Raw genomic sequence first — 25,247 nt, 5'->3', positions numbered from 1 at the left:
ACGGCCCGTGATTGGGTGTAGCGCACGCGGAGGAGAGAACAGGGGGTGGGGGCGTGGCCGTCGCGCTTCGGACGTTCGAGGTGAAGGACGGCTGGCCGGGGCTGCGCGCGCGGCTGGCCGACCGTCTCCCGGAGCGGGACCTCGTCCTGCTGGACGAAGCCGTCGCCTTCGCGACGCACTGGCATGCCGACCAGCGGCGACCGGCGGGTGAGCCGTACGCGGAGCACCTGTTCGAGGCCGTGTCCGTGCTGGTCGAGGCGGTCGGCACGACCGACCCGGACGTGCTGCGGGCGGCCGTCCTGCACGACGTGGTCGAGGACACCGACTGCTCGCTGGACGAGGTGCGGCAGCGCTTCGGGGACCGGGTCGCGGTCCTGGTCGAGTGGGTGACCAAGCCCGCCCCGGTCGAGGGCCGGACGCGCGAGGAGGCGCGCACGGCGTACCTGGCCCGGCTGCGGGACGCGCCGGCCGAGGCGCTGCTGCTCAAGCTGGCGGACCGGCTGAGCAACGTGCAGCGCCTGGACACGCACCCCCGGCCGGAGAAGCGCGGCGCGTACTACCGGGAGACGGTCCGCGCCGTCGTCCCGCTGGCGCAGGCCCATCCGTGGTTCCGCCAGTGGTTCGCGACCTGGCGCAGCACCTTCGCCCATCTGGCCGTGGACCCGACGGACGCGTGATCCGGGGCCGGTCGGCCCGTGCGGCGCGGCGTGCCGGGGCGCAGGCTGGAGGGGAACGCCAGGCCGCGGCCGGGGGACCGGGCGGCCCGCCGAGGTCGGAGCAGAGGAGCAGGTCATGGCACGTCCGGTCATCGTCGGAGTCGATGATCCGCGCACGGCCGGCGACGCGGTGGATTGGGCGGCGGCGGAGGCGCAGCTGCGCGGGGAGCGGCTGCACCTGGTGCACGCGTGGCTCTGGGAGCCGCACCAGGCACCGGAGTCGCTGGACGCCGTGCGGGCCCGGCGGGCGGGGGAGGAGGCGCTGGCCTCGCTCGCGGAGCGGGCGAGGGCGCGCCACCCGGGCCTGGAGATCAGCAGCGGAGTGGTGGCCTCCGACGCGCGCGAGGCGCTGGTCGCGCTGAGCGCCGCGGCGGGGGTGCTGGTGGTCGGCTCGCGCGGTACGGGCGGCTTTCCCGGCCTGCTGGTCGGCTCGACCGGGCTGTACGTCGCCGCGCACGCGGTCGGCCCGGTGGTCGTCGTCCACGACGGCCACGCGGGGAGGGCGGGCGGTGTCGTGGTGGGACTACAGGGACGGGAGCCGGACCAGCACCTGCTGACGTTCGCCTTCGACAGCGCTCGACGGCGCGGGGCCGCGCTGCACGTGCTGCACGCCTGGAGCTTTCCGCCGGTGCTGGGGCCCGGGCACGACTTCCCGCCCGTGTACGAGGCGGAGCACGTGGCGGCGGAGGAGGAACGGCTGGTGGCCGAGCGCCTGGCGGCGTGGCGGGAGCGGTACCCGGAGGTCGAGGTCTCGGTCGAGGCGGTCCGCGCCGGGCCGGCGAAGCGCCTGGTGGCGCTCTCGGAGCGGCACCGGCTGGTGGTGGTCGGTCGGCGTGGCCGGCCGGAGGGGCTGCTCGGGCGCCTCGGCTCGGTGAGCCAGGCGGTCGTCCAGCACGCGCGCTGCCCGGTCGCGGTGGTTCCCGACGAGTGGTCGCCCGAGGAGTAGCCGCTCCGACGCCGTGGGCGAGGCCGCGTTCGCCGGGCCTGGACGGTGGTCGAACAGGCACGAAAGGACCGGTGCGAACAGCGCACCGGCCCTCGTCACTCCATCAGGAACCTGCAAGGTGGGCTTCCTACGCCGGTATTGTCCGGATCAGGTGATGGAGGTCGCCGTCAGGTCTTGCATGCACCGTCCGGCCTCTCAGGCTGGTCGTTGAACGCTGTCTCGCGATGGCCCGTTCGTCATCTCGGGGCTGCTGCGGCCAGGCTCCCTCGCTCGCCCTGCAGGCTGTTACCTACGCTACTCGCTTCTGGCTCGCTGACAAGGGGGTAGACGAACATTCCGGCCGGCTGACACCGCCGCCCCCGAGTTGCCGGCCCGCACTACCCCAACCTGCGGGTGGATGGCATCATGGCGCATCGCATCGGCGTCCTGCGCGATGTCCTGATCGAGCGCGGAGTCCGTCTTTTGCTCACCTCTGTTCGCGGCACGGCCGCCCCGGCCGACCTTCGGCGTGTCCAGCGCGGCTGGTACCTCAACGACTGGGCCAACGCGGCCTTCTCGGCGACCGTCCTCACCGTCTTCCTGGGGCCCTACCTCACGGACGTCGCCACCAGGGCCGCGGACGCCCACGGCGACGTCCACCCGCTGGGCATCCCGGTGCGGGCCGGCTCGTTCTTCCCCTACACCGTCTCCGCGTCCGTGCTGCTCTCGGTCGTCGTGATGCTGCTGGCGGGGGCCACGGCCGACCGGACCGGACGGCACCGGACGCTGCTGGGCGCGTTCGCCTACGTGGGGGCTGCGGCGACGGTCGGGATGTTCTTCCTCGACGGCGACCGCTACCTGCTCGGCGGCGCGCTGCTGGTGGTCGCGAACATCTGCTACGCGGTCTCGGCCGCGCTGGCCAACTCCTTCCTGCCCGGACTGGCCGCGCCGGCGGAGCGGGACGCGGTCTCGTCCAAGGGCTGGGCCTTCGGTTACGCGGGCGGCGGGCTGCTGCTCGTGCTCAACCTCGCGCTCTTCCTCGGCCACGGCGCGCTGGGGCTGTCCTCGGGGACGGCGGTGCGGCTCTGCCTCGCCTCGGCGGGTCTGTGGTGGGCCGGCTTCACGGTGTTCCCGATGCGCCGCCTGCCCCGCCGCCCGGCCACCGCGCCCGTGGGGCAGGCGGACGAGCAGCCGCTGGACGAGCACGCCGGCGGCACCCTGCGCGAACTCGCCGGCACGCTGCGCGGGATGCGCCGCTTCCCGCTCACCCTGCTCTTCCTGGCCGCGTTCCTCTGCTACAACGACGGCATCCAGACCGTCATCTCGCAGGCCTCCCTCTTCGGCAGCGAAGAGCTGCACTTGGGCCAGACCACGCTGATCGCGGGCGTGCTGCTGGTGCAGATCGTGGCGATCGGTGGCGCGCTGCTGCTCGGTCGGATCGCCCGGCGGTACGGCGCCAAGCGGACCATCCTCGGCTCGCTGGTCGCCTGGGTGGTCACACTGGCCTTCGGCTACGTGATGCCGGCGAACCAGCCGGTCTGGTTCTACACGCTGGCCGCCGCCATCGGCCTGGTCCTCGGCGGCAGCCAGGCGCTGTCGCGCTCGCTCTTCTCGCACCTGATCCCGGCGGGCCGGGAGGCCGAGTACTTCAGCCTCTACAAGATCAGCGACCGCGGGACCAGTTGGATGGGCCCACTGGTCTTCGGCCTGGCCTTCCAGATCACCGGAAGCTACCGGGTGGCGATCATCTCGCTGCTGATCTTCTTCGCCATCGGCTTCGCGCTGCTGGTGCGGGTCCCGGTCCGCCGGGCGATCGAGGCCGTCGGCAACCAGGCCCCCGACCTGCTCTGAGCGACCCGCTCCGAGCACCTGAGGGGCGCTCACGCCGGGCTGGCGTCCACCGCCAGGTCCCGGCCGATCGTCTCGGGCAGCGCGCGCAGACAGAGCACCGAGACGACGCCGAGACCCACCAGGTACCAGCCCATCGGGGCTGCCGTCCCGTAGTGCGCCGTCATCCGGGTGGCCAGCAGCGGGGCGGTGGCACCGCCGATCACCCCGCCGAGGTTGTAGGTGAGCGCGGCGCCGGTGTAGCGGACCCGAGTGGGGAACAGCTCGGGCAGGTAGGCGCCGGTCGGGCCGTGCAGCACGCCGAGTGCCAGCGCCGAGCCGAGCATCGCGAGCAGGATCAGCGCGGGCCGCAGGCTCTCCAGCAGCGGGAAGATCGCCAGCGACCAGCCGGCCGCCAGCACGATGCCGATCAGCAGTACCCGACGGCGTCCCCATCGGTCGGACCGTCCGGTGCCGTACCAGACGGCCAGCGCGCCCACCGGCGCGACCAGCAGTTGGAGGACGAGCATCAGGGTCCGGTCCACCCGCAACTCCGTGGTCGCGTAGGCGAGGACGTACGAGCTGCTGAGGTAGAAGAAGGCGTAGCCGAAGGCGAGCATGCCGGTGCCGAGCAGCACGCCCCGCCAGTGGTCGCGCAGCACCTCGAACACGGGCACCGCGGGCCGCCCGGTGGTCGTCTGCCGGGCGAAGGTGGGGGTCTCGTCGATCCGCAGCCGGACGAACAGCCCCAGCCCCACCAGGAGGATCGAGCCCAGGAACGGAAGCCGCCACCCCCACGAGGCGAACTCGGCCCCGCTCAGGCCGGCGGAGAGCGTGACGAAGACCGCGGTGGCGAGCACCGACCCGGCGAAGCTGCCGAGCTGGAGGTAGCCCGCGTACCGGCCGCGCCGGCCGTGCGGGGCGTGTTCGGCCACCAGCAGCGCCGCGCCGCCCCACTCGCCGCCCAGGCCCAGGCCCTGGCAGAACCGCAGCAGGACCAGGGTCGCCGGGGCCCAGACGCCCCAGCTGCGGTAGCCGGGCAACGCGCCGACGGCCGCCGTGGAGAGGCCCATCAGCAGCAGCGAGATCACCAGGACGCCCTTGCGTCCGAGGCGGTCCCCGAAGTGCCCGAAGACCACGGCTCCGACCGGACGGGCCACGAACGCCACCACCGAGACCGAGAAGGACGCCAGCAGGGAGTTCGCCACGCCGAGCTTGGGGAAGAACTGGTGGCCGAAGACCAACGCCGCGGCCATCCCGTAGAGATGGAAGTCGTAGTGTTCGACGGCCGTTCCGGCCAGGGCCGCGACCGTGACGCGGGAGAGGTTCGGTGAACCCGAAGGCGCCTGGGTCCGGTCCACGGCCCGGTCCAGTGGCTGGCCGTGAATTTGCTGTGACGTGATATCAGTTGCCATTTGCCCACCATGCGACCCGGGCCGTCACGACGGAAACCGGAGTGCCACCGCCCGGGTGAAAAGCGGCAGAAGTACCGGGAGAACCATAAAAGTTAACCCAAGAAATGCTGAAGCCAGTGGAACTGGTGCGTATGCAATCCTTGTTGGTCCGGCTTCCGCTGTCCGGCCGGGCGTGATGGGCGTGGTGGCGGTTCGCGACGGCGCCCGGAGCGAGTTGGACCTCGCCGGCGTGGACAACGCGCCCACCACGCCGGCCGGTTGTCGGTCAACCGGCACCAAGCAGCGCTCCACCGGCGGGACTTGTCCGGTCCTCGGCGCGCACCCGGCGAGCGGTGCGGTGACCCGGCGCCGCTCAGTCGGCGGCGATCAGCGTCCACGGGGTGGGCCGGGCCAGCGCCAGCCGGGGCCGGCGGGCGGCCCAGTAGCGGACCGCGCCGGCCATCACCGCGGCCGGGTCCGCGACGGCGTGGGTGGGCTCGAAGGGTTCGCCCATGCTGGTGTAGCTCTGGAACATCGCCAGCAGCTTGACCGCCTGGGTCTGCAGCGGCGAGAGGTACCGCTCCGCGAGCGGCAGGAAGAACCGGTTCCAGCCGTCCACCGGGACGATCGGCGGCCGCTCGATCGGCGCCGCGCCGTGCGCCGCCCGGCACTCGTTGATGGTCCGGCAGGCGACGTCGAGCAGGGTGTCCAGTCGCAGGCTCCGTTGCCCGCCGGCGATCACCTCGGTGCGCGGGGACGACGGCGGCGTGCCGCGCACGGCGCCGGCGATCACGGCGGCGACCTGGTCCACGGGGCTGATCTCCGCACGGCCGCCGGGATCCCCGACCACCACGGCGGCCAGGCCGGAGACCAGCGCCTGCAACAGCGTGTACGGGCCGGAGAAGCGGGAGATCCCGCCGTCCGTCCGCCGTCCCACGATCAGCGGCGGCCGGACCACGGTCAGCGGTCCCCGGTGCTCCTCGCGCACGATCTCCTCGCAGACCGCCTTGGACCACTCGTAGCCGTTGCGGTAGCCGGCGAACTCCTCGCCGCGCAGGTCCTCCGGGTTGCGGGCCCCGCCGACGTAGGCGGTGGACACCTGGACGAGGTGGGTGTCGGTGTCGGCCAGGGCGAGCACCGCCCGCAGCGGTTCGATGTTGGCGGCGACGGCCTCCGAGCGGCTGAGCGTCCAGCGGGTGGAGGCCGCCGCGTGCACGATGACGTCCCAGTGCCCGGACAGCTCGGCGGGCGGCGGCTCGTGTCCGATCCGCCAGCTCACCAGGGCGGGGTCGGTCGGCCGCCGGGCGGTGCGGACGACGCTGGGCCCGCCGTCCGGACCGCTCAGCTGGTCCACCAGCTCGACGCCGACCACGCCGGTGGCACCGGTGACAAGGGTTCGCATGGGCTTCGTTTCCGGCTCGAAGGGTCGAAGGGGTGGACCGTGGGCTGCTGGGGATTCACGGCGGCGCGGCCAGCACCAGGCAGGCGTTCTGCCCGCCGAAGCCGAAGGAGTTGGAGAGCACCGGAGCGGAGGCGACGGTGCGGGGCGTGCCCGCCACCAGGTCCACCAGGTCGCCCTCCGGGCTGGCGGCGAGATTGGCGATCGGCGGGACCACGCCCCGCGCGGCACAGAGCAGCGCGATGGCGGCCTCCAACGCCCCCGAGCCGCCGATCAGATGGCCGGTGACGCCCTTGGTCGCGGTCACCGGTGGCGACTGGCCGCCGAAGCACCGCTCGATCGCGTGCGCCTCCGCGCGGTCGTTGAGCACTGTCGAGGTGCCGTGCGCGTTGATCTGGCCGATGTCGGCCGGTGTCAGGTCGGCGTCGGCGATGGCGAGGCGCATGCAGCGCTCGGCGACCTCCCCGTCGCGGTGCGGGGCGACGATGTGGAACGCGTCGCAGGTGTTCGCGTAGCCCGTGACCTCACCGAGGATCCGCGCGCCGCGGGCTCGTGCCGAGTCCCAGCGTTCCAGCAACAGCACGGCGGCGCCCTCGCCCAGCACGAATCCGTCCCGGTCCGCGTCGAACGGACGGCTGGCCAGCTCGGGGGCGGTGGTACGGGTGGACAGCGCCCGCAGCCGGGCGAAGCCGCCCATGATCACCGGAGTGACGGCCGCGTCCACGCCGCCGGCCACCGCCAGGTCGAGTTCGCCGTACCGGATCCGGCGCGCGGCCTCCCCGATGGCGGTGGTGCCGCTGGCGCAGGCGGTCGAGTAGGTGGTGCACTCGCCCTGGAAGCCGTGGCGCAGGGCGATCCGGCAGGCAGCCGAGTTGGCCATGGTCTTCGGGACGGTGTGCACCGGCATGCCCATCGGGTCGGCGTCGTGGTTCCGGGTGGTGGCCTCCATGCTCGGCAGTCCGCCGATCCCGGTGCCGATCTGCACGCCGATCCGCTCCGGCGGCAGCCCGGTCGGCGGCGGGGCCCCGCCCAGCGCGTCCGCCGCCGCGCAGAGCAGGAGCTCGGTCACGCGGTCGATCTGGTGCGCCTCGCGCCGGCTGACGTAGTCGCCGGTGTCGAACGGCGGTACCAGGCAGCCGAACCGCACCGGGAGGTCCCGCCCGGCCAGCTGCGGCACGAGCGCCGCGGCGGACCGCGCCGCCAGCACGGCGGCGAACGCCTCCTCGACGCTGTTGCCGGCCGGCGACTTCACCCCGATGCCGGTGACCGCGACGCGTTGCCGGCCGCGGGCGTCGCGGCCGCTCAAGGTCGCCCGGCCAGACGGGCGTCGAGCAGGTCGATGGCGTGGCCGACGGTCCGGGCCCGGGTCAGGTCCTCGACCTCGATCCGCAGGTTGAGCGTGCGCTCCAGGCGGGCGCCGATCTCCATCAACTCCAGGCTGTCGATGCCGTAGTCGGTCTCCAGGCTGGTCTGCTCCTGTACCTCGGCGATCTCGGTGCCGAGCACGTCGGAGATGGTCTTCCGGACGGCGATGGCGAGTTGCTCGCGGGTGGGCAAGGCGGTCACTCCTTCCGTTGGGGGCGCACGGGAACCGGCGGGTCGGGTGTGGTGCGGGCCGCGACCGCGAGCGCGGCGTCCAGGATCCCGACCGCCTCCGCGATCTCCGCCTCGGTGGCGACCAGCGGTGGCAGCAGCCGGACGGTGGTCGGCCGCCCCAGACAGGGCGAGACCAGCAGCCCGGCACCGGCCAGTTCGACCACCACCGAGCCGGCGGCCTGCGGCGTGCGGAAGTCGACCCCCCAGAGCAGTCCGCGGCCCCGCACCTCGCCGACCAACTGCGGGTGACGGCGGCCCAGTTCACTCAGCGCGGTCTCCAGGGTCTTGGCCAACTCCGCGCCATGACAGGCGAGTTCCTCGATCACGCCGAGTGCGGCCGGGAGCGCCGCACAGCTCAGCGGATGGCCGCCGAAGGTGGCGGAGTGCAGGAACGGATCGGCTGCCAGCGGTGCGTAGAGCTCCTCGGAGCAGAGCACCGCCGACAGCGGCACCACCCCGCCGCCCAGCGGCTTGCCGAGCAGCACCGCGTCCACCGGCAGGTCCTCGGCCAGCGCGACCGAGCGTTCGCCGCACCGGCGCAGGCCGCACTGGATCTCGTCGGCGATGACGAACGCGCCGTGCCGGGCGGCGTCCTGGCACCACCGCCGGAGCACCGGGACCGGTAGCGGCACGGCGCCGTTCTCGCCCTGGACGGGTTCGAAGACGACGGCGGCCACCTCGCCGGCGGCGATCTCGCGGCGGACCGCGTCGGGATCCGCCGGGTCCACATGGACCACGTCCACCGCGCAACCGAGCAGCCCCACCCGGTACAGCGGACTGTGGGTCAGCGCGAGCGCGCCGAGCGACTTGCCGTGGAAGCCGCCGTGGACCGCGATCACCCGCGCCCGCCCGGTGGCCACCCGCGCCAGCTTGACCGCCACCTCCACGGCGTCGGCGCCGTTCAACCCGAAGTACACCTTCGGCAGCGCGTTGCCGAAGTGCTCGGCGAGCCGGGCCGCCGCCTCGGCCGCGACCGGGTTGGCCAGACTCCGGGTGGAGGTCGGCATGGTGTCCAGCTGGCGGCGGACCGCCGCCAGCACGGCCGGGTGGCGGTGGCCGAGCAGGGTGACCGCGTAGGAGCCGAAGTCCAGCACCGAACGGCCGTCGGAGAGCACCACCCGGCAGCCGCCGGCGGAGGCCTCGACCGCGCCGCGCCCGGCGAACGTCCCGGTGAGGGCCAGCTTCGGGGAGAGGTGGCGGCGCAACCGGTCGAAGGCCTCGCGGGCGTCCAGCGGCGGCGCGGTCATGCCGTGGCCCCGGAACGGGGGCGGCCGGCGGTCAGCCGTTGTTCGAGCGCCGAGAGCATCTGGGCGGCGTTCTCCCGCAGCGCGTCGGCGGCCACCGGGTTGAGCATCTCGGCGAGCAGCGGGATGCCGATGTCGAACTCGACGTGCAGTGAGACGGTGCTGCCGCCGGGCGCGGGGCTGACCGCCCAGTGCCCGACGAACTCGCCCAGGTCCCCGCTGACCTGACGGAAGTCGAAGCGGCGGGCGACCGGGTCGAGCACCTCCGCCTCGCTCCAGCGCAGCACCGATCCCTTGAGCCGCACGGACCAGGCGGTGGTGCGGCGCAGCTCGTCGATCTGCTCGGTGAGGACGACCGAGTCGACGCTCTCCATGCACTCCGGGTAGCTCTCCACGTCCACCACCGCGGCCCAGGCGGCCTCGGGCGGCGCGGCGATCCGCAGGTCCACTTCAACGCACGGCATGACGGTGTCCTTCCTTCTCCGGACGGCCGGTCCGGGCCGCCTTCGTCGCCCGGGCCAGCGCGGCGGAGAGCGCGGCCGGGAGCAGTCGGCGCAGGATCGCCCGGGGCACCGGGCGCAGATGGGTCATCGCGTGGCCCTGCTCGACCAGGTGGCAGCCGAGCTCCAGCTTGGGCTCGTACGCGGTCTGGGCGAACCGGATCCGCTCGCAGCCCGCGGCGATGGCGAGCCTGATCGCCGCGTAGTGCACGTTGTGGTACAGCCGGGCGTCGTGGGCGATCCGGTAGTCCAGGCCGATCCGGGCGCCGGTGGCCCCGCCGCCGGTGAACAGGCAGAGCAGGAAGGCCACCAGACGCTCGCCCTCGAAGCAGGCGACCAGCTGTCGGCGCAGCTCGCCGTCGGCGTGCAGGGCGGCGAAGAAGGGGCCGTCCAGGACGTCCAGGGTCTGGTCGGCCCGGTCCATCACCTGGCGGTAGAGCGCGAGGACCTCGGGCAGCAGGTGCGCGAAGTCGTCGAGGACCTCGATCCGCAGCTCCGGCCGGGCCTGGAAGCGGCGGATCTTGGCGCGGGCGTTGCGTCGGGGCCTGGCCGGCAGTGCGGCCAGGTACTCCTCGAACGAGCTTCGTGCCAGAGGGAGTTCGGTGTCCGGCAGGCTCGGCAGGAAGAAGAAGCCGGAGCTCTCCAGGGCCGGGCGCAGCGGGTCGAGCTCCATGGGAGTGAAGTCCTTGAACACCACGGTGCCCAGCCGCTGCCGCCGGGCGAAGCCCAGGGTCGCGGCCACCAGCAGCCGGCACAGCTCCGGGGGCGGCGGGTCGGGCGCGAGCAGGTGGCCCTGGCCGAGCAGGTTCCCGCAGAACAGCATCGGCACCCGGAGCAGCCGGGGGAGGAGGCGCCTGACCGGCGCCAGCAGCCGGCGTTCGCGCGGCCCGACGACGGCGTCGAGCCGCAGCTCGCGGAAGAGGCAGAGCGGTAGCACGGCGGCCACCTCGCCATCTCGACGCGCCGTCAGGTAGGCGTAGCCGTCGGGGCCGATGGAGCTGCGTTCCATGGCGCCGAAGACCGCGCGGGACCACATCGGGTCGTCGGCGGGAGCCAGTCGCTGCCAGACCTCCGGCGGCAGCGAGTCGATGCCGGACAGCACCTCGACCTGGTAGCCGCTTCGTTCCACGGGGATCACCTGCTCGGGGTCGTCGGGTGGCGTCTCAGGGGGCGATCGGCGGTCAGCCGATCCGCAGCGGCCGCCCGTCGAGGAACTCCCGCAGCGGCGGGCCCATCCGGCTGCGGGACGGTGGGTGGAAGCCGAGCGCGGCCGCGGCCGAGGCCAGGTACGCGCCGTCGGGTGAGCTGATGAACGCCATGCCGCCCAAGGCCGCCAGGCAGGCCCGGCTGGTGCGCGCGATGGCCTCCTGCGCCGCGTAGCGCGCCGTCAGGGCGGCGACCAGCAGCCGGTCGTCCCACTCCTCGTCGGCCATGGCACGCGCGACCGCCTCGACCGAGAGCATCGCCGCCTCGACGCCCACGGTGAACGGGGTGGGGTCGTCCCCGGCCCCGCCCGGTCGGTCGAGCACCCGCTCGACCAGGGCGCTGGCCACCCCGAGGTAGCCGGCGGTCAGCAGCAGCTCGAACCAGAGGAATCCGGCGATGTTCAGGTCGTCGGGGACGGCGTCGGCGCTGACCTCGGTGACCACCACCATCTGCTCGTCCAGCTCGACCTCGGTGAGGACGACCTGCTCGCTCTCGGCCCCGGCCAGGATCGGCGTCCGCCAGAACGGCCGCACCTGGAGACCGGGTGTCCCGGCCGGAATCACCGCGACGGCGAGCCGGTCGACGCCGTCCTCGCCGGCCAGCGCCACCGAGGCGGTCAGCAGGTCCATCGAACGCGCCAGGCTGCACGGCATCTTGCTGCCGTTCAGGACCACCTGCCCGTCCCGGCGCACGGCGGTGATGTGCGGCCGCAGGATGTTCTGACCGGTGTTGCCCTCGGCGAAGCCGGAGGCGAGCAGCAGCCGCTCCTTGGCGATCGCCTCCAGCAGCAGCCCTTCCAGGCCGGTGCCGTACTCGGCGGCCCGGACCAGCCCGGCGACCGAGAAGTGGTGCATGGTGCTGGCCACCGCGAGTGACGGGCAGCGGGCGCCGACGGCGCGCTGCACCCGGACGGCCTGCAGCGGGGTGGCGCCGATCCCGGCGGTCCGCGCGGGGACCAGCAGCGCGGGGCCGCCGGCCTCGCGGAACGCGCGGATCGCCGGACTCGGGGAAGTCTCCAGTTCCTCCAGCGGGTAGCCCGCGAGGGTCTCGTCCAGACCGGGGAGCAGGGCTTCCAGGGTGGCGCGCTCTGTGCGCAGGAAGTTCACGGGCGGGTCCCTTCGCGGGAGTCGGCCAGGGTCGGAGGTCACGTCCTGGACGGGATTCAGCCGTTGGTGAGCAGGGCCAGCTCCTTGAGGGAGCGCAGACTGATCGAGGCGCGCCGCACCGGCGGTCGGGCCAGCGCGAGCCGGGGAAACCTGCTCAGCAACTGGCCCACCAGCGCGACCCCTTCGATCCTGGCCAGCGCGGCGCCGAGGCAGTAGTGCGGGCCGGCGCTGAAACTGAGCACCCTGGTGTCCGGCCGCCGCACGGTGAAGCTGTCCGGGTCGGGGTGCCGCCGCGGATCGCGGTTGGCGGCGGCCAGCACGGTGGTCACGTTGGCCCCCTGGGGAATCCGCGTCCCGCCGACCTCCACGGGCTCCGCCGCGACGCGCTCGGTCATCTGCACCGGGGTGTCCCAGCGGAGCGACTCCTCGACCGCCGCGCCGGCCAACTGTGGCTGGGCACGCACCAGTTCCAGTTGCTCGGGGTGGGAGAGCAGGGCGAAGACGGTCAGTCCGAGCATCGCCGTGGTGGTCTCGAACCCCGCGACGAAGGTCAGCAACAGGGTGTCCGTCAACTCCGCCTCGGTGAGCGGGAGGTCCTCCGCGTCGGAGGCCGCCAGCAGCGCGCTGGTGAGGTCATCGGCCGGACGCAGCCGCCGTTCGCGCAGCAGGACGGTGAGGTACTCGCGCAGGGCGAGCACGGCCCGGTCCGCGCCGTGCCAGTCCTCGGCGGTGCGGACCGGCTCGAGCAGCCGGCTGGCGTCCTGGCCGAGCCGGTGGAACCGTGCCTGGTCGGCGGGCGGCACGCCGATCAGCTCACCGATCACGGCGACCGGCAGCGGATAGCCCACCAGCTCGGGGAAGTCGGCGACGCCGCCGGCCGCGGTGGCGTCGGCGAAGCGGTCCAGCAGGCCCGTGGTGATCTCCTCGACCCGGGCCCGCAGCGCGGTCACCCGACGGGCGCTGAACGCGCCGGCGACCAGCCGCCGCAGCCGCCCGTGCACGGAGCCGTTGCTGCGCAGCATCGAGGAGTAGAAGAAGTCCGCGGCCGGGTGCTCCCGCCAGTCGGGCAGCTCGCGCTCACACCAGTCGAGGTCGGGGGCGAGGAACCGCGGGTCGGTCAGCACCGACTGGCAGTCGGTGAACCGGGTCAGGCAGTAGGTGTCGAGGGTCTTGCTGTGGTGGACCGGCTCGATCCGTCTCAGCTCGGCCAGCGCGTGGTAGGGATCCTCCCGGCCGGCCGGGGAGAAGATCGAGAATAACAGTGACTCTGGATCCATCGGACCCGCCTTCGGATTCCATCGCGGAAGCTGTGACGATCGACTGCGAATCGCCGGAATTCCGGCGGTCCGAGGGAATCCACATGCCATGCGGCTTCCGTCTCGAGCAGGATATCCAAACGCCTTGCCGGGCGCCATGAAACAGGCGTGCGACCAGGCTTTTGAGCGATTTTCCGCTTTTCTCGGAGCCGGTCCGGATCGTGACCGAACTTCGGATGATCGCGGCGGGATCCCGCGCTCGGCGCGACGTCACCGGCGGCGACCGGTGGCCGCGCGGCACGAAACGGTCGAGGCGGGCCGGCTGGCCGCCGGCCCGATGTCGTGGTCCCGGCCGGGCCGGCGGCGGGGCGGCTGGCAACTCGTGGTCGCTCAGCGGGACGCGCCCTGATCCGTCACCTGGACCAGGGCAGCACCCCGGGGCGGCTCGGCTGCGAACCGGGATCGTCGGATTCGCGACCTGGGCCTGGTCGGCCGTGGGCTCCGCCCGTTCCTCGGCTGCCGCTCCCTCACCCGGGGCTACACCGAGGACCGTGTTGTCGCCCACTCGTGCTGTGGCGGGAAGCCGACCTGGGCCGGCGCATCGCTGGAGCGCTGGCTCCGGGTCGCGGCCTTGCAGCGTGCCACAGCTGGGGGAGTCGAGCTGTACGGGCGCTGGAGCATGATCGCGTCGCATCGGTTCGTCACGGTCAACCCGCGCGCCGGCGCGGCGAGTTCGTAGCAGGCGATGACCGCACCGCCGGCGGTGGCGATCGAGATGTACGGTCGGTCGAGCCGGCGGCGAACCTCCAACCGGGCACCGGTCAGATGCCTCGGCACCGCGTAGGAGTTTCCCTGGTACCGGACCAGGCCGTCGGCGCTGACGGTGCTGGTCGAACAGACCCACAGCGGAACCGGTTTGTCGGGAAGGGGGAGCAGCGGTCCGTTGCCGGCCACCTTCTGGCCGGCGACACAGAGGTGGCTGCCGAGTCTGCCGGCCGTGTCCATGCAGGCCGCGAGCTGGTCGAGGGTGCGCTGCGCGGCCTGGACGCTACCGCCGGCGGCCACCGTGCCCGACCACCAACGCCGGATGGTCGCACGGATCGCGCCGCACGCCGCACAGCGCCCCCCGCCGGGCGGCCCGGCCAGGACGCGGACGCCGTAGTGCCTGGCGACGGCGGCGAACGGCGGAGCCACCTTGGCACTGTCCGCCGAGAACACGGCGGTGGCCCGGTCGAACACCCAGCAGCCCGGAGTGCCGCCCAACCGTCTCAGGACCTGGTCGATGGCCTCGGCGAGGTGCGCGAGGTCGACGCCCTCCGCCAGGGCCGCCCGCCACCGGCCGGAGTGTGGAAGCAGACCGACCAGCAGATGGGCCCGATCGGCCCGGCCCCAGCCCGGCGGCGACTCCGGGAGCTCGACCCAGTCGAACCGCACGGTTGCCTCGGACGGTGCGGAGGCGACCGCTTCACCCTCGTGTGTGCGCCCGGCGCACTCCGGGCAAGGGGGGCGCAGGCCTTGGTTGCGCAGGACGCGCGTGAAGGTGGAGTACGCCCCCGGGTAGCCCAGCTCGACGATCTCGGTGTAGAGGCAGCGGGCCGGCAGATGGGGGTCCTCCGCCAGCCGCTGGCGGCAGTACGAGAGATATCTCAGTGATTCGTCCTGGGCCGTTCTGCGCTTCTCCGGAACACGTCTGCCCTTGACGTAGGAGCTAACCGTCTTGCGATCCCGTCCGAGTCGGCGGGAGATCTCCGCAATGGACCAGCCCTGGTGATTCAGCGCCAGTAGCTCGAGGTACTCGTCCAAGGTCAGCATGTAACCGTCCTCAGCCCTTTCGTGATCGTCACCAGAAAAATCGTGCGACCTTTTCGCTGGAGGTCCGAACCGTAACACGGATGACATCCGCTTGGAAGGTGAAAAAACGCTTCTTCTGTTGTCTTGGCCGGGTATTTTCGTAGAGCGCGTCGAGCATTGCATATCGAACGACACGGCATCCGGGCAAACCAGACGAGGAAGCCCGGAAGGGCGCCACCTCGCGCCACCCCGGTGGAATTTTGGTGAGCGTGCCTGGAGCCCATATCAAACGACTCGGGTAGGCCTCAGAAACCAACGTCGAGGGCCCTCGTTGGTGAGGTGTGAACGCACTTCGACCGGCTTTCGTGCCGACTCTTCGTTATCGTGAACCGGTCACCAGCTGTGGCAGGTGGCTCTTTGTCCCGGATCGCAGGAACATGGCCGGCGACGTCAGTACCGGATATCTCAGCAGAAACGGCGTGCGAGTGCCGCTCCCGTACACGTCGGGTCTGCTGGCCGATTTCATGCGAGAAATTCGTGAGATGGAAGAGGAATTCGCGGTCCGCTGCGGTGCGCGCCCCTCCGCGGTCGAAGGTGACGGAACGGTCGCCGTTCCGCCGGTGAGCGTCTGCTGAAAGGAGAACGATCAAACATGACGGACGACATAAGAGAGTGGTTCGGCCACACCGCCCAGCTGGGTGGTCACTCGCTGGGGGAGGAGCTCTTCCTCGATCAGCTGGACTGGTCCTGGGGGGAGGTCGACCACACCTGGTTCCGCGCGACCGACGACCGGCTTCGGGAGGATCCGCCGCCCGGGTCCGGCGCCGCCGGCGAGGCCGCGGCTGCCGAAACGGCTCCGCCGTCCTGGTTCGCGGAGCAGGTGTCCGGGGCGCGTTCCACGCAGCACCGGCCGGCTGGGAGACCGTCGCCCCGGCACCGGCAACCGGCCTGGTTCTCGGGGGTTTCCTGGACTCGTGTCATCGGATCCCTGTTCGGTCTGCTGACGGCGCTGACGGTCACCGTGGTCTGCCTCCTGGACTGGCTGTTCACCTATCACCCCCTGCAGGATGTCGCATCGGCGCGGACGCCACGCGGGCTTTCCCAGCTCTGGCCGTTAATCGTTTACGGACCGTGGCTCACCGGTTGTCTTTCCGTCCTGCGCACCGCCCTGGACCGGCGGCGCGCCGCCCATTCCTGGGCGGTGGTCGTCGTTTTCTCCGGCGTCGCCACCGGCCTCTGCATCTTCGACGTCCACCGCACGGCGGCGGACGTCATCGTGGCCGGCCTGCCGCCGATCACCGGAGTCATCTCGCTCCATCAGCTGGTGCGGCAGCTGTCCGGTAACCAACCGCCGGCGAAAAGGCCGATCGGCCGCCGCCGCTCCCACCGGGCGCGGCGCTAGCACCCGACGAGTGGAGCGGTCGCCGTGCGGGTGGCGGCCGGCGAGCTCGGAAAAGGCCTGCCCCCCTCTGGGCGGCAGGCCTCCGGCAGGCTACGCCCCCCCGATTATTCGCAGATAGCGATGGACCACGAGCGAGACCCCGATGGGCGGGCGGAGACTTCGTTGATCACCGACCTCCGGGATCGGTCCCACGGCTGGAGTCGAGCGTGCCCGAGCACCTCCGTAGTCCAGGCGAATGGCCTCCGCGACCAGCTCGGCCAGCGAGCCACCGTCCGAGGAGTAGTCGTATTTAATGTGCACTCTGCCATTCTCCTCTGCCGTCGTCCCGTCATGACTCACCATGAGAAACCCTGGCAAAGATCTATGGCATATGCCGACCCGGACCGTTATGAAAACGAGATCTACTGGGAGATCAATCCGGCGCCTCGCCGAGCCGTTGGCCGTGACCTCTACGGGCCCGGTAGAGGATTCGGTGGGAGCGCGCGGCGGCGCTGCGTCAGGCCACCCTGATGCCGAAGGTCACCGTCCGGACCTTGGCGTCCGGGTCGTCGGGGTTGGTGACGGTCGCCATCCCGCCGGACAGCTTCGAGTGCGCCGGCACGGTCGGCGACACCCGCGCCGGCACGAGCACGGCGGCCGTCCGCTGGTTGCCGAGGCCCGAGGGGAAGGCGCAGGTGACGGAGGTGCCGGTCAGGTTGCTCAGGCAGCCGGCGGGGAAGAAGCGTCCGGTGGCGACGACGTTCTGGGGCAGCGTGACGCTGACGGTGAAGGAGTTGCCGGTCGCGTTCGGCCCCTCGTTGACCAGCAGTACGCGCACCGTCAGGTTGCCGCCCGCGGGTACCGGATCGGGGTCGATGTGCGCGACGTAGACCCGTGACTTCTTCGCCGCCGCACGGCCGTCCGTCGGGACAGTCGCGTCCGCGGTCGGGGCCGCCGTCAGGACGCAGGCCGTCAGTACCGTCCAGAGCAGCGCTCGGCGGAGCTGACCTGAGCTGCGGGTCATGATGAACACCTGTCTTTCCGAGAGTTCGATCGCGCGGGCGCGGGTGCGGACGTCCCGGGTTCGCCGAGGTACCCGGGCGGGGTGGGCGAGGTCCTCATCGCCACACCTGGACGTAGTGAGCGGAGAAGCTGATCGGGTTGTTGCTCTGTGGTGCCGGGTGGTAGGTTCCGGCGCAGATCGAGAGGTTGAGGATGATGTAGGCGGAGAAGGACGTCCCCACGCCCTTTCCGTCGGAGAAGACCTTGACGCCGTTGACGTACCAGTCCACCGAGTTGGCGCCGTAGAGCGCGCCGATCTTGACCCACTTGCCGTAGCCGACCGCGCTGGAGTTGGTGTAGTAGTCCTGCGCCGCGTTGATGTGGTTGGTGAGCTCCAGCAGGTTGGGGTTGTCGGGGTGGTACTCGTACTTGTCGATCTCGGTGTCGCCGTTCTTCCAGCTCCACAGGGCGGGCCAGGCGCCGTAACTCGACGGCATCAGCACGTACCCCTCGATGTAGTCGTTGGTCCTGACCTGGAAGCCCTGGGTCGACCCCTCCGTCGTGATCAGCCCGGTGGTCCACGCCTTCTTGCCGTTCGCCAGGACGGTGGAGCTGGGCTGTGCGGTGAAGGTGACGGTGCCGCCGCCGGAGGCCACCGCACTCGGGTTCAGAAGGTCGAGCTTGTCGTCGTTCGGGTTGCTGTTGCCGTACTGGTAGGCGCTGGTCGTGTTGGCCACCCAGCGGCTGCCGAAGACGATCGGGGAGGTGAACTCCTCGTCGAAGGCGAGGGACTTCCCCGCCGTGGGCGTCCCCGGCGTGCCCCCTGAGGCGACGGTCAACGTGAGTGAGGGGAGGTTGTGGTAGCCGGCCGCGTCCTTGTAGTAGCCGAACTCCGTGTAGCTGCCGGCCGGGAAGGTCTGCGAGCCGGTGACCAGCGTGTAGCCGCTCGGGCAGATCGAGACGGTGCCGGTCGAGCCCGGGAAGTCGAAGTTGTTGCCGGACGAGTCCCGGACCGCGACGCCGAGTTGGAGGACCGTGACACACGCGGACGAGTGCACCCGCAGGGTGGCGGTGACCGGGGTGTTCGGCGCGGCACTGGTGGGTGTGAGGCTGTCCTGGGTGATGGTGGTCGCGGCACCGGCGCGACCGGGGAACGCGAGGACGAGCAGCAACGCGGCGGCCAGCATCGCGATCCGGTTCGTGAACCGCATGGTTCTCCCTTCGTAGGACGGACATGTCGCATTCACCGGGCGTCTGCATCGTCAGCCGTTCCGGCGCGTTCGGCAGCGGTGAGCGCTCAGCTGCACACGTTTTCATGCTGGCAAGTGCGACTTCGGCATTGACGTCTGACGGGAAAATCCTCATATCATCCGAGGCTGCGTCCGGGCTCGCGCGAAATGGTCCGGGGCCAGGGGAAGTCGAGGGCACGGTCCGGCCGGGCCGGGCGGCGCGGCCAAGTGGCCGGTCAGGCTTGGACCTTCGACGTCCCCGGGCCGGAGGTGGTGAACGCCGGCCGGTGCAGCGCCTCGGTCAGCGACTCGCGCCAGTCGGGTGGTTCGGCGATCCCGACCGTCGCCCAGCGGGCATGGCCGAGGACGCTGAACGCGGGCCGCCGGGCGGGGCGGGGGAAGGCCGCCGAGGTGGTCGGACGGACCCGGTCGGGGTCGAGGCCGGCGAGCTCGTAAGCCGTGCGGGCCAGCTCGTACCAGGTGGTGCGACCGGACGCCGAACCGTGGTAGACGCCGGGCGGAGCCTGGTCGGTGCGGCCGAGCGCGACCAGCGACCGGGCCAGATCGCGTGTCCAGGTGGGCTGTCCGTGCTGGTCGGCGACGACGTCGATGGTGTCACGTCGGGCGGCCAGGCCAAGGACGGTCGTGACGAAGTTGCGGCCGTGCTCGCCGTACAGCCAGGCGGTGCGGACGACGTACCCGGTGTCGGGCAGGAGCTCGGCGACCGCCCGTTCACCGACCAGCTTGCCGCGGCCGTACGCGTTGATCGGGCTGGTGGGGGCCGACTCGGGATAGGGCTCGGTGGCGTCGCCGGACAGCACGTAGTCGGTGGACACCTGCAGCAGGCGGGCTCCGGTCGCCCGACAGGCGAGCGCCAGTTGGCGAACTGCCCCTCCGTTGACAGCGGTTGCCGCGACCTCGGCACTCTCGGCGGCGTCCACGTCCGTCCAGGCGGCACAGTTGATCACCACGTCGTGGTCGGCGACGGCGCGGTGGACGGCCTCCGGATCGGTGATGTCCAGCGCCGCGCGGTCGAGTGCGGTGGTCCGCTCGTCCGCCAGCAGGGTTCGCAGCTCGCGGCCGAGCATCCCGCCGGCGCCGGTCAGCAGCCAGCGGGTCACGACAGAGCCGCCCGGGCCTTCAACGGCTGCCACCAGGCGCGGTTGTCGACGTACCACGCGACGGTATCGGCCAGGCCCTCCACGAAGGAGATCCGCGGCCGGTAGCCGAGTTCCTGTCGGATCCTGCTGAAGTCCAGGGAGTAGCGCCGGTCGTGCCCCTTGCGGTCGGGCACCTGCCGGACCATCTGCCAGCCGTGCCCGGTGGCCTCCAGCAGCAGGCCGGTGAGCTCCTTGTTGGTGATCTCGGTGCCGCCGCCGATGTGGTAGACCTCGCCGGCCCGGCCGCCGTGCAGCACCAGCTCGATGCCACGGCAGTGGTCGGAGACGTGCAGCCAGTCGCGCACGTTGCCGCCGTCACCGTACAGCGGTACCTGCCTGCCGTCGATCAGGTTCGTGATGAACAGCGGGATCAGCTTCTCCGGGAACTGGTGGTGACCGTAGTTGTTGGAGCAGCGGGTGACCGACACGTCGAGGCCGTGGGTGCGGTGGTAGGCCAGTGCCAGCAGGTCGGATCCGGCCTTCGAGGCGGCGTACGGCGAGTTGGGGGCGAGGGGCGACTCCTCGGTCCAGGAACCGTCGTCGATGGAGCCGTAGACCTCGTCGGTGGAGACCTGGACGAACTTGCTGACGCGATGCCGGACGGCGGCGTCCAGCAGCACCTGGGTGCCGACCACGTTGGTCCGCACGAACGGTGCCGCTCCGGAGATCGAGCGGTCGACGTGCGTCTCGGCGGCGAAGTGGACCACCGCGTCGTGACCCGACATCACGTCGTTCACCGTCCGCGCGTCGCAGATGTCGCCGTGAACGAAGGCGTATCCGGGGAGACCGGCCACCGGCGCCAGGTTCTCCCTGACGCCCGAATAGGTGATTTTGTCCAGGACGGTAATGGCGGCCCGGGGATCTGCTTCCAGTAGGCGACGGACGAACTCGGAACCGATGAAACCGGCACCGCCGGTGACCAGGATGCGCATGGTGGCGAAGTCTAGCTCGACTCCGGATAGCCGACATGAATCACCGTCAGCAGACTTCCGATCGACCGTCGGCGCACTACGCTGCCCTGCCATGCGAGGAATCCTGCTGGCCGGTGGCACCGGCTCGCGACTCTGGCCGGTGACCCGATCGGTGTCCAAACAACTGCTGCCGGTCTTCGACAAACCGATAGTATACTATCCACTTTCTACTCTGGTGATGGCCGGAATCAGTGAAGTCCTGATCGTCACCACGCCCGAGGACCGGCCCCAGTTCCGCCGACTGCTCGGCGACGGCGAACAGTTCGGCCTCCGCCTCGAGTACGTCGTACAGGGGAGCCCGGGGGGCATCGCCCAGGCGTTCCTGCTCGCCGCGGAGTTCATCGGCGGCGAGGCGGTCGCCCTCATCCTGGGCGACAACATCTTCCATGGCAGCGGGCTCGGCACCCGGCTGGCCCGGCAGGCGGACCTGAAGGGTGGTCGGGTCTTCGCGTACCCAGTCGCGGACCCCTCGGCGTACGGCGTGGTGGAGTTCGACGAGGCGGGCCAGGTGCTCTCCATCGAGGAGAAGCCGAGCCGGCCGAGGTCCAGGTACGCGGTTCCCGGGCTGTACTTCTACGACAACCGGGTGGTCGACATCGCCCGGGGTCTCCGCCCCAGCCCCCGTGGTGAGTTGGAGATCACCGATGTCAACCGCAGGTACCTGGAGCTGGGGGAGCTCTACGTCACCCGGCTCGACCGGGGCACGGCCTGGCTCGACACCGGCACCTTCGTCTCCATGGTCCAGGCCTCGGAGTTCGTCCGGGTGATCGAGGAGCGTCAGGGCTTCAAGGTCGGCTGTGTCGAGGAGGCGGCCTGGCGCGCCGGGCTGATCAGCGACGCCCAACTACAGCTGCTGGCCGAGCCGTTGCTCAAGAGCGGATACGGCCGGTATCTGCTCGATCTGCTGGAGGAGGACAGGCAGTGCGCATCCGTGAGCTGACCATCGAGGGTGCCTTCGAGGTCGTCCCGCAACTCCACGGCGACCAGCGGGGACTGTTCACCGAGTGGTACAGGTTCGATCGGCTGGCCGAGGCGGCGGGCCGGTCGCTGCGACTCGCCCAGGCCAACCTCTCGGTGTCCTCCCGGGGTGTGGTGCGCGGTATCCACTTCGCCGACACGCCGCCAGGGCAGGCGAAGTACGTGACCTGCGTGCGCGGTGCGGTGCTGGACGTGGTGGTCGACCTGCGGGTCGGTTCGCCCACCTTCGGTCGCTGGGAGGCCGTCCGGCTCGATGACGTCGAGCGCCACGCGGCCTTCCTGCCGGAGGGGTTGGGGCACGGGTTCTGCGCGCTCACCGACGTCGCCACGTTGAGCTACCTGTGTTCGGCGACGTACAACCCGGCCGCCGAACACGCGGTGCATCCGTTCGACGCGGAACTGGGTATCGAGTGGCCCGGCACGACGCCGCTGCTCTCCGCCAGGGACGCCGCGGCGCCGACCATGGCCGAAGCGGCGGCGGCCGGACTGCTGCCCTCCTACGAGGTGTGTCGGTCCTACCTGGCTTCGCCCAGCCACCTCCCGTGACGGGGCGGGGCCTGCGGGTCTGACATTTCAACAGCCCCCGCGACACGCAAGGGCGTTGTCGTTCGCGATGGGGAAAAAGGGCGATTCTCCGCACGGCCCGGCGCACGTCGGAGAATTTCGTCGGGGCTGACCGGGTGATCTACTGAAGGCGGAGCTCCGGTGCCACCGCAGGCCGGTGGTGCGCACACATAATTTCCTTGCTCGGCAAGCACTGCAGTGCCCGTGCGCGGTCGTGAACTTTTATGCGTGGCCTGCGTGTTCACTCTCAGTTCTGCAGGAAGGCACGGAATGAAGAAGAATTCGCTCCGCAGATCTCATATCAGGGCCGCCACCATGGTATCGGCGGCGAGTGCGCTGGCCATGGTGGTCAACCTGGCCTCGACGACGATCGCGGTGGCCGAGGCGATCGAGAAGCCCGGTGTCCACCACACTCACGTGGTGCCGGGCCCGAACGGCGCCCTGAGCGCCGACATCGCCCACCGCGCGGCGCAGCTGCTCAGGCAGGACGACCCGCCAGGGCGTGATCACCATGAGCGTCCGGGGCCGCAGGGTCCCCAGGGCGTCCCCGGTGCGCAGGGCCCCCAGGGCAACAGCGGCCCGCAGGGGGTTGCGGGGATCGCGGGCCCGCAGGGCCCGCAGGGAGTCACGAGCGTCGGTGGTGGGCCGGGCCCGCAGGGGTCCCAAGGGTCGCAGGGCTTCCAGGGCGGCCCCGGGCCGCAGGGTGCTCAGGGCAACACGGGTGGCCCGGGTCCTCAGGGTGGCATCGGTCCGCAGGGTTTCCAAGGTTTCCAGGGTGGCCCCGGTGTGCAGGGTGGGCCCGGTGTGCAGGGTGCTCAGGGTGACACGGGTGACACCGGTCCGCAGGGTTTCCAGGGTGGGCCCGGTGTGCAGGGTGCTCAGGGTGACACGGGTGACACCGGTGCGCAGGGCGGCCCCGGTCCGCAGGGTTTCCAGGGTGGCCCCGGGGTGCAGGGTGGGCCCGGTGTGCAGGGTGCTCAGGGTGACACGGGTGACACCGGTCCTCAGGGTGGCATCGGTCCGCAGGGTTTCCAGGGCGTCCCCGGTGTGCAGGGTGGCATCGGTCCGCAGGGTTTCCAGGGTGGTCCCGGGGTGCAGGGTGGGCCCGGTGTGCAGGGTGCTCAGGGTGACACGGGTGATACCGGTCCTCAGGGTGGCATCGGTCCGCAGGGTTTCCAGGGTGACCCCGGTGTGCAGGGTGGCCCCGGTCCGCAGGGTTTCCAGGGCTTCCAGGGTGGTCCCGGTGTGCAGGGTGGGCCCGGTGTGCAGGGTGCTCAGGGTGACACGGGTGATACCGGTCCCCAGGGCGGCATCGGTCCGCAGGGTTTCCAGGGTGGCCCCGGGGTGCAGGGTGGGCCCGGTGTGCAGGGTGCTCAGGGTGACACGGGTGACACCGGTCCTCAGGGCGGCATCGGTCCGCAGGGTTTCCAAGGTGACCCCGGTGCGCAGGGTGGCCCCGGTCCGCAGGGTTTCCAGGGTTTCCAGGGTGGCCCCGGTGTGCAGGGTGGCCCCGGTGTGCAGGGTGCTCAGGGTGACACGGGTGACACCGGTCCTCAGGGTGGCATCGGGCCGCAGGGTTTCCAGGGCGTCCCCGGTGCGCAGGGCGGCATCGGTCCGCAGGGTTTCCAGGGCGACACCGGAGTTGGCGGCGTCGCGGGCCCGGCCGGCCCGCAGGGTCTCTCGGGTCCCGCTGGTCCGGCAGGTGTCGCGGGGCCGGCAGGTGACGCAGGCCCGGCAGGTGAAGCAGGCCCGGCAGGCCCGCAGGGCCTCTCCGGTCCCGCTGGTCCGGCAGGTGTCGCGGGGCCGGCAGGTGAAGCAGGCCCGGCAGGTGAAGCAGGCCCGGCCGGCCCGCAGGGTTTCCAGGGCGTCCCCGGTGCGCAGGGTGGCATCGGTCCGCAGGGTTTCCAAGGCGACACGGGCGTCCAGGGTCCGCAGGGTTTCCAGGGCAATACGGGCGTCCAGGGTCCGCAGGGCACCAGCGCCGGGGCGCAGAGCCAGGTCGTCACGGGTCCTCAGGGCATCACGAGTATCGCCACGTGTCCGGCCGGCACCTTCGCCATCAGTGGTGGCTTCTCCAACCCCGGCAGCGCCACCATCCTCTCCAACGGTCCGGTTGGCGGTTCGCCGGCCACCGGCTGGCAGGTGACCTCCGTCCTCACCCCCGTCACCGCGTTCGCGGTGTGTACTCCGTAGCCAGTCGCACGTAGTGACGCCATGCCAGCCATCCGTGGTGAGCATGACGGCAGTGAGCGGTGGTGCCCCGGGTTCTCCTCCGGGGCACCACCGCCATGACCGCCGCTCTCCTGGCGGGCCGAGTCGTCCTATCCGACATCCGACATCCGACATCCGACGAACGAGGTGAACCGTGAAGCGAACTCGACTGTGGACAGGACTCGCCGCGGCAGCCGTCGCCGCCAGTTCGGTGATCGGCTGGGTGCAACTGTCCAAGGCGGACCCCTCCACCAGGAAGGTGGTGTCGTCCCGTCCCCCGACCTCCGCCGACCGGGCGCAGGCGGACGCCTTGCTCCAAGCAGCCGTCCAGCAGGGGCAGATCCATGATCTCGCCGGCGCGGCACGGACCCTCAAACGCGTGCTGGAGCTGGACGCCGGCAACAAGCGGGCCTGGTACAACCTCGGCGTCATCGCCCAGCGCGACAACCGCACGGCCGACGCCCGGGCGGCCTACGACAGTGCCCTGAAGTCCGACCCGAACTACGAACCGGCCCTCTACAACAAGGCGATCCTGATCGAGCCGAGCGACACCGATCAGGCTGTCGCGATCTTCCGGCGGATCGTGGCGGCGGACCCGAAGGCCGCCACCGCCTACCTGAACCTGGGACAGGCCCTGGCGAAGCAGGGCCGGGACGACGAGGCCCAGGGCGCCTTCGGCCATGCCGTCGAAGTCGATTCGTCGCTCCAACAGCTCGTGCCGGACAAGTTCCGGAACGCCACGAGTGCAGCACCGTCACCGACAACAGAGAGCCACTCAGGCAGGTAGCAAC

23 protein-coding genes are annotated in these 25,247 nt (G+C 71.4%); 8 read left to right on the top strand and 15 right to left on the bottom strand.

Translation table 11 applies throughout. The features are described from left to right. Positions 1-53: 53 nt before the first annotated feature. The 3 genes from ACIGXM_RS11345 (at position 54) to ACIGXM_RS11335 (ending at position 3,492) form a co-directional block, all read left to right on the top strand. A complete protein-coding gene (locus ACIGXM_RS11345; RefSeq protein WP_396559371.1) occupies positions 54-677 on the top strand; it encodes an HD domain-containing protein in 624 nt (207 codons plus the stop codon). A 115-nt stretch (positions 678-792) separates the two neighbouring features. Further along, a complete protein-coding gene (locus ACIGXM_RS11340) occupies positions 793-1,662 on the top strand; it encodes a universal stress protein (RefSeq protein WP_396559369.1) in 870 nt (289 codons plus the stop codon). A gap of 405 nt (positions 1,663-2,067) precedes the next feature. Beyond that, on the top strand, positions 2,068-3,492 hold the full coding sequence (locus ACIGXM_RS11335) for an MFS transporter (RefSeq protein ID WP_396559367.1): 1,425 nt from the start codon (positions 2,068-2,070) through the stop codon (positions 3,490-3,492). Between the two features lie 29 nt (positions 3,493-3,521). Here the strand turns inward: ACIGXM_RS11335 and ACIGXM_RS11330 are convergent, their stop codons facing one another. From ACIGXM_RS11330 to ACIGXM_RS11285, 10 genes are all read right to left on the bottom strand, one after another. Further along, positions 3,522-4,883: an MFS transporter gene (locus ACIGXM_RS11330; RefSeq protein ID WP_396559365.1), complete on the bottom strand. Its 1,362-nt coding sequence runs from the start codon at positions 4,881-4,883 to the stop codon at positions 3,522-3,524. 352 nt (positions 4,884-5,235) lie between these two features. Continuing rightward, complete coding sequence (locus tag ACIGXM_RS11325) at positions 5,236-6,264, bottom strand: SDR family oxidoreductase (protein ID WP_396559363.1); 1,029 nt, start codon at positions 6,262-6,264, stop codon at positions 5,236-5,238. Positions 6,265-6,319: 55 nt separating this feature from the next. Then, positions 6,320-7,567 (bottom strand): beta-ketoacyl-[acyl-carrier-protein] synthase family protein, encoded by a 1,248-nt coding sequence (locus ACIGXM_RS11320; RefSeq protein ID WP_396559361.1) that lies wholly within the window; start codon positions 7,565-7,567, stop codon positions 6,320-6,322. Then, positions 7,564-7,818: an acyl carrier protein gene (locus tag ACIGXM_RS11315; protein WP_396559359.1), complete on the bottom strand. Its 255-nt coding sequence runs from the start codon at positions 7,816-7,818 to the stop codon at positions 7,564-7,566. The genes ACIGXM_RS11320 and ACIGXM_RS11315 overlap by 4 nt, the downstream gene beginning before the upstream one ends. Positions 7,819-7,823: 5 nt before the next feature. Beyond that, positions 7,824-9,104: an aspartate aminotransferase family protein gene (locus ACIGXM_RS11310; RefSeq protein ID WP_396559357.1), complete on the bottom strand. Its 1,281-nt coding sequence runs from the start codon at positions 9,102-9,104 to the stop codon at positions 7,824-7,826. Then, positions 9,101-9,565: a type II toxin-antitoxin system RatA family toxin gene (locus ACIGXM_RS11305; RefSeq protein WP_396559355.1), complete on the bottom strand. Its 465-nt coding sequence runs from the start codon at positions 9,563-9,565 to the stop codon at positions 9,101-9,103. The genes ACIGXM_RS11310 and ACIGXM_RS11305 overlap by 4 nt, the downstream gene beginning before the upstream one ends. Then, complete coding sequence (locus tag ACIGXM_RS11300; RefSeq protein ID WP_396559353.1) at positions 9,552-10,730, bottom strand: GNAT family N-acetyltransferase; 1,179 nt, start codon at positions 10,728-10,730, stop codon at positions 9,552-9,554. Before ACIGXM_RS11300 ends, ACIGXM_RS11305 begins: the two co-directional genes overlap by 14 nt. 52 nt (positions 10,731-10,782) lie before the next feature. Further along, the gene (locus ACIGXM_RS11295; RefSeq protein WP_396559351.1) at positions 10,783-11,913 is read right to left on the bottom strand and encodes an acyl-CoA dehydrogenase; all 1,131 of its coding nucleotides are present in this window, start codon (positions 11,911-11,913) and stop codon (positions 10,783-10,785) included. A 56-nt stretch (positions 11,914-11,969) separates the two neighbouring features. After that, a complete protein-coding gene (locus ACIGXM_RS11290; protein WP_396559349.1) occupies positions 11,970-13,190 on the bottom strand; it encodes a cytochrome P450 in 1,221 nt (406 codons plus the stop codon). Between the two features lie 516 nt (positions 13,191-13,706). Beyond that, entirely contained in the window at positions 13,707-14,981 is a 1,275-nt protein-coding gene (locus ACIGXM_RS11285; RefSeq protein ID WP_396559347.1) for a Mu transposase domain-containing protein, read from the bottom strand. A gap of 416 nt (positions 14,982-15,397) precedes the next feature. Here ACIGXM_RS11285 and ACIGXM_RS11280 point away from each other — a divergent pair, with 416 nt between their 5' ends. Further along, on the top strand, positions 15,398-15,595 hold the full coding sequence (locus ACIGXM_RS11280; protein ID WP_396559345.1) for a hypothetical protein: 198 nt from the start codon (positions 15,398-15,400) through the stop codon (positions 15,593-15,595). 17 nt (positions 15,596-15,612) lie between these two features. Then, positions 15,613-16,362: a hypothetical protein gene (locus ACIGXM_RS11275; RefSeq protein ID WP_396559343.1), complete on the top strand. Its 750-nt coding sequence runs from the start codon at positions 15,613-15,615 to the stop codon at positions 16,360-16,362. A gap of 496 nt (positions 16,363-16,858) precedes the next feature. Here the strand turns inward: ACIGXM_RS11275 and ACIGXM_RS11270 are convergent, their stop codons facing one another. From ACIGXM_RS11270 to rfbB, 4 genes are all read right to left on the bottom strand, one after another. Continuing rightward, positions 16,859-17,365: a hypothetical protein gene (locus ACIGXM_RS11270; RefSeq protein ID WP_396559341.1), complete on the bottom strand. Its 507-nt coding sequence runs from the start codon at positions 17,363-17,365 to the stop codon at positions 16,859-16,861. 94 nt (positions 17,366-17,459) lie between these two features. Further along, positions 17,460-18,554 carry a hypothetical protein gene (locus ACIGXM_RS11265; RefSeq protein ID WP_396559339.1) on the bottom strand — a complete coding sequence of 365 codons (1,095 nt, stop codon included), beginning with the start codon at positions 18,552-18,554 and terminating at the stop codon, positions 17,460-17,462. 254 nt (positions 18,555-18,808) lie between these two features. After that, entirely contained in the window at positions 18,809-19,660 is an 852-nt protein-coding gene (rfbD, locus tag ACIGXM_RS11260) for a dTDP-4-dehydrorhamnose reductase (RefSeq protein WP_396559897.1), read from the bottom strand. Between the two features lie 29 nt (positions 19,661-19,689). Next, entirely contained in the window at positions 19,690-20,664 is a 975-nt protein-coding gene (gene rfbB, locus ACIGXM_RS11255; protein ID WP_396559337.1) for a dTDP-glucose 4,6-dehydratase, read from the bottom strand. Positions 20,665-20,755: 91 nt separating this feature from the next. On the opposite strand from rfbB, the gene rfbA reads away from it, so the two are divergent. Both rfbA and rfbC read left to right on the top strand, forming a co-directional pair. Then, positions 20,756-21,643, top strand: a complete 888-nt coding sequence (gene rfbA, locus ACIGXM_RS11250; RefSeq protein WP_396559335.1) for a glucose-1-phosphate thymidylyltransferase RfbA — start codon at positions 20,756-20,758, stop codon at positions 21,641-21,643. Next, entirely contained in the window at positions 21,631-22,227 is a 597-nt protein-coding gene (gene rfbC / locus ACIGXM_RS11245) for a dTDP-4-dehydrorhamnose 3,5-epimerase (RefSeq protein ID WP_396559895.1), read from the top strand. Before rfbA ends, rfbC begins: the two co-directional genes overlap by 13 nt. 240 nt (positions 22,228-22,467) lie before the next feature. Here rfbC and ACIGXM_RS11240 read toward each other — a convergent pair whose 3' ends face one another. Continuing rightward, positions 22,468-24,153: a hypothetical protein gene (locus tag ACIGXM_RS11240; RefSeq protein WP_396559333.1), complete on the bottom strand. Its 1,686-nt coding sequence runs from the start codon at positions 24,151-24,153 to the stop codon at positions 22,468-22,470. Between the two features lie 457 nt (positions 24,154-24,610). Here ACIGXM_RS11240 and ACIGXM_RS11235 point away from each other — a divergent pair, with 457 nt between their 5' ends. Then, positions 24,611-25,243 carry a tetratricopeptide repeat protein gene (locus ACIGXM_RS11235; protein WP_396559331.1) on the top strand — a complete coding sequence of 211 codons (633 nt, stop codon included), beginning with the start codon at positions 24,611-24,613 and terminating at the stop codon, positions 25,241-25,243. Positions 25,244-25,247 lie beyond the last annotated feature (4 nt).

Origin of the sequence: Kitasatospora sp. NPDC052896, from assembly GCF_044547075.1 — a bacterium.
Taxonomy (GTDB): Bacteria; Actinomycetota; Actinomycetes; order Streptomycetales; family Streptomycetaceae; genus Kitasatospora.
This window is presented reverse-complemented; position numbering and strand designations above follow the sequence as displayed.

Bases quoted from the DNA above. Each gene is read 5' to 3' on its own strand.
- ACIGXM_RS11340 (WP_396559369.1), top strand. From the start codon at position 793: ATGGCACGTCCGGTCATCGTCGGAGTCGATGATCCGCGCACGGCCGGC.
- ACIGXM_RS11335 (WP_396559367.1), top strand. From the start codon at position 2,068: ATGGCGCATCGCATCGGCGTCCTGCGCGATGTCCTGATCGAGCGCGGA.
- ACIGXM_RS11330 (WP_396559365.1), bottom strand. From the start codon at position 4,883: ATGGCAACTGATATCACGTCACAGCAAATTCACGGCCAGCCACTGGAC.
- ACIGXM_RS11325 (WP_396559363.1), bottom strand. From the start codon at position 6,264: ATGCGAACCCTTGTCACCGGTGCCACCGGCGTGGTCGGCGTCGAGCTG.
- ACIGXM_RS11310 (WP_396559357.1), bottom strand. From the start codon at position 9,104: ATGACCGCGCCGCCGCTGGACGCCCGCGAGGCCTTCGACCGGTTGCGC.
- ACIGXM_RS11305 (WP_396559355.1), bottom strand. From the start codon at position 9,565: ATGCCGTGCGTTGAAGTGGACCTGCGGATCGCCGCGCCGCCCGAGGCC.
- ACIGXM_RS11290 (WP_396559349.1), bottom strand. From the start codon at position 13,190: ATGGATCCAGAGTCACTGTTATTCTCGATCTTCTCCCCGGCCGGCCGG.
- ACIGXM_RS11285 (WP_396559347.1), bottom strand. From the start codon at position 14,981: ATGCTGACCTTGGACGAGTACCTCGAGCTACTGGCGCTGAATCACCAG.
- ACIGXM_RS11280 (WP_396559345.1), top strand. From the start codon at position 15,398: ATGGCCGGCGACGTCAGTACCGGATATCTCAGCAGAAACGGCGTGCGA.
- ACIGXM_RS11275 (WP_396559343.1), top strand. From the start codon at position 15,613: ATGACGGACGACATAAGAGAGTGGTTCGGCCACACCGCCCAGCTGGGT.
- ACIGXM_RS11270 (WP_396559341.1), bottom strand. From the start codon at position 17,365: ATGACCCGCAGCTCAGGTCAGCTCCGCCGAGCGCTGCTCTGGACGGTA.
- ACIGXM_RS11265 (WP_396559339.1), bottom strand. From the start codon at position 18,554: ATGCGGTTCACGAACCGGATCGCGATGCTGGCCGCCGCGTTGCTGCTC.
- rfbD (WP_396559897.1), bottom strand. From the start codon at position 19,660: ATGCTCGGCCGCGAGCTGCGAACCCTGCTGGCGGACGAGCGGACCACC.
- rfbB (WP_396559337.1), bottom strand. From the start codon at position 20,664: ATGCGCATCCTGGTCACCGGCGGTGCCGGTTTCATCGGTTCCGAGTTC.
- rfbA (WP_396559335.1), top strand. From the start codon at position 20,756: ATGCGAGGAATCCTGCTGGCCGGTGGCACCGGCTCGCGACTCTGGCCG.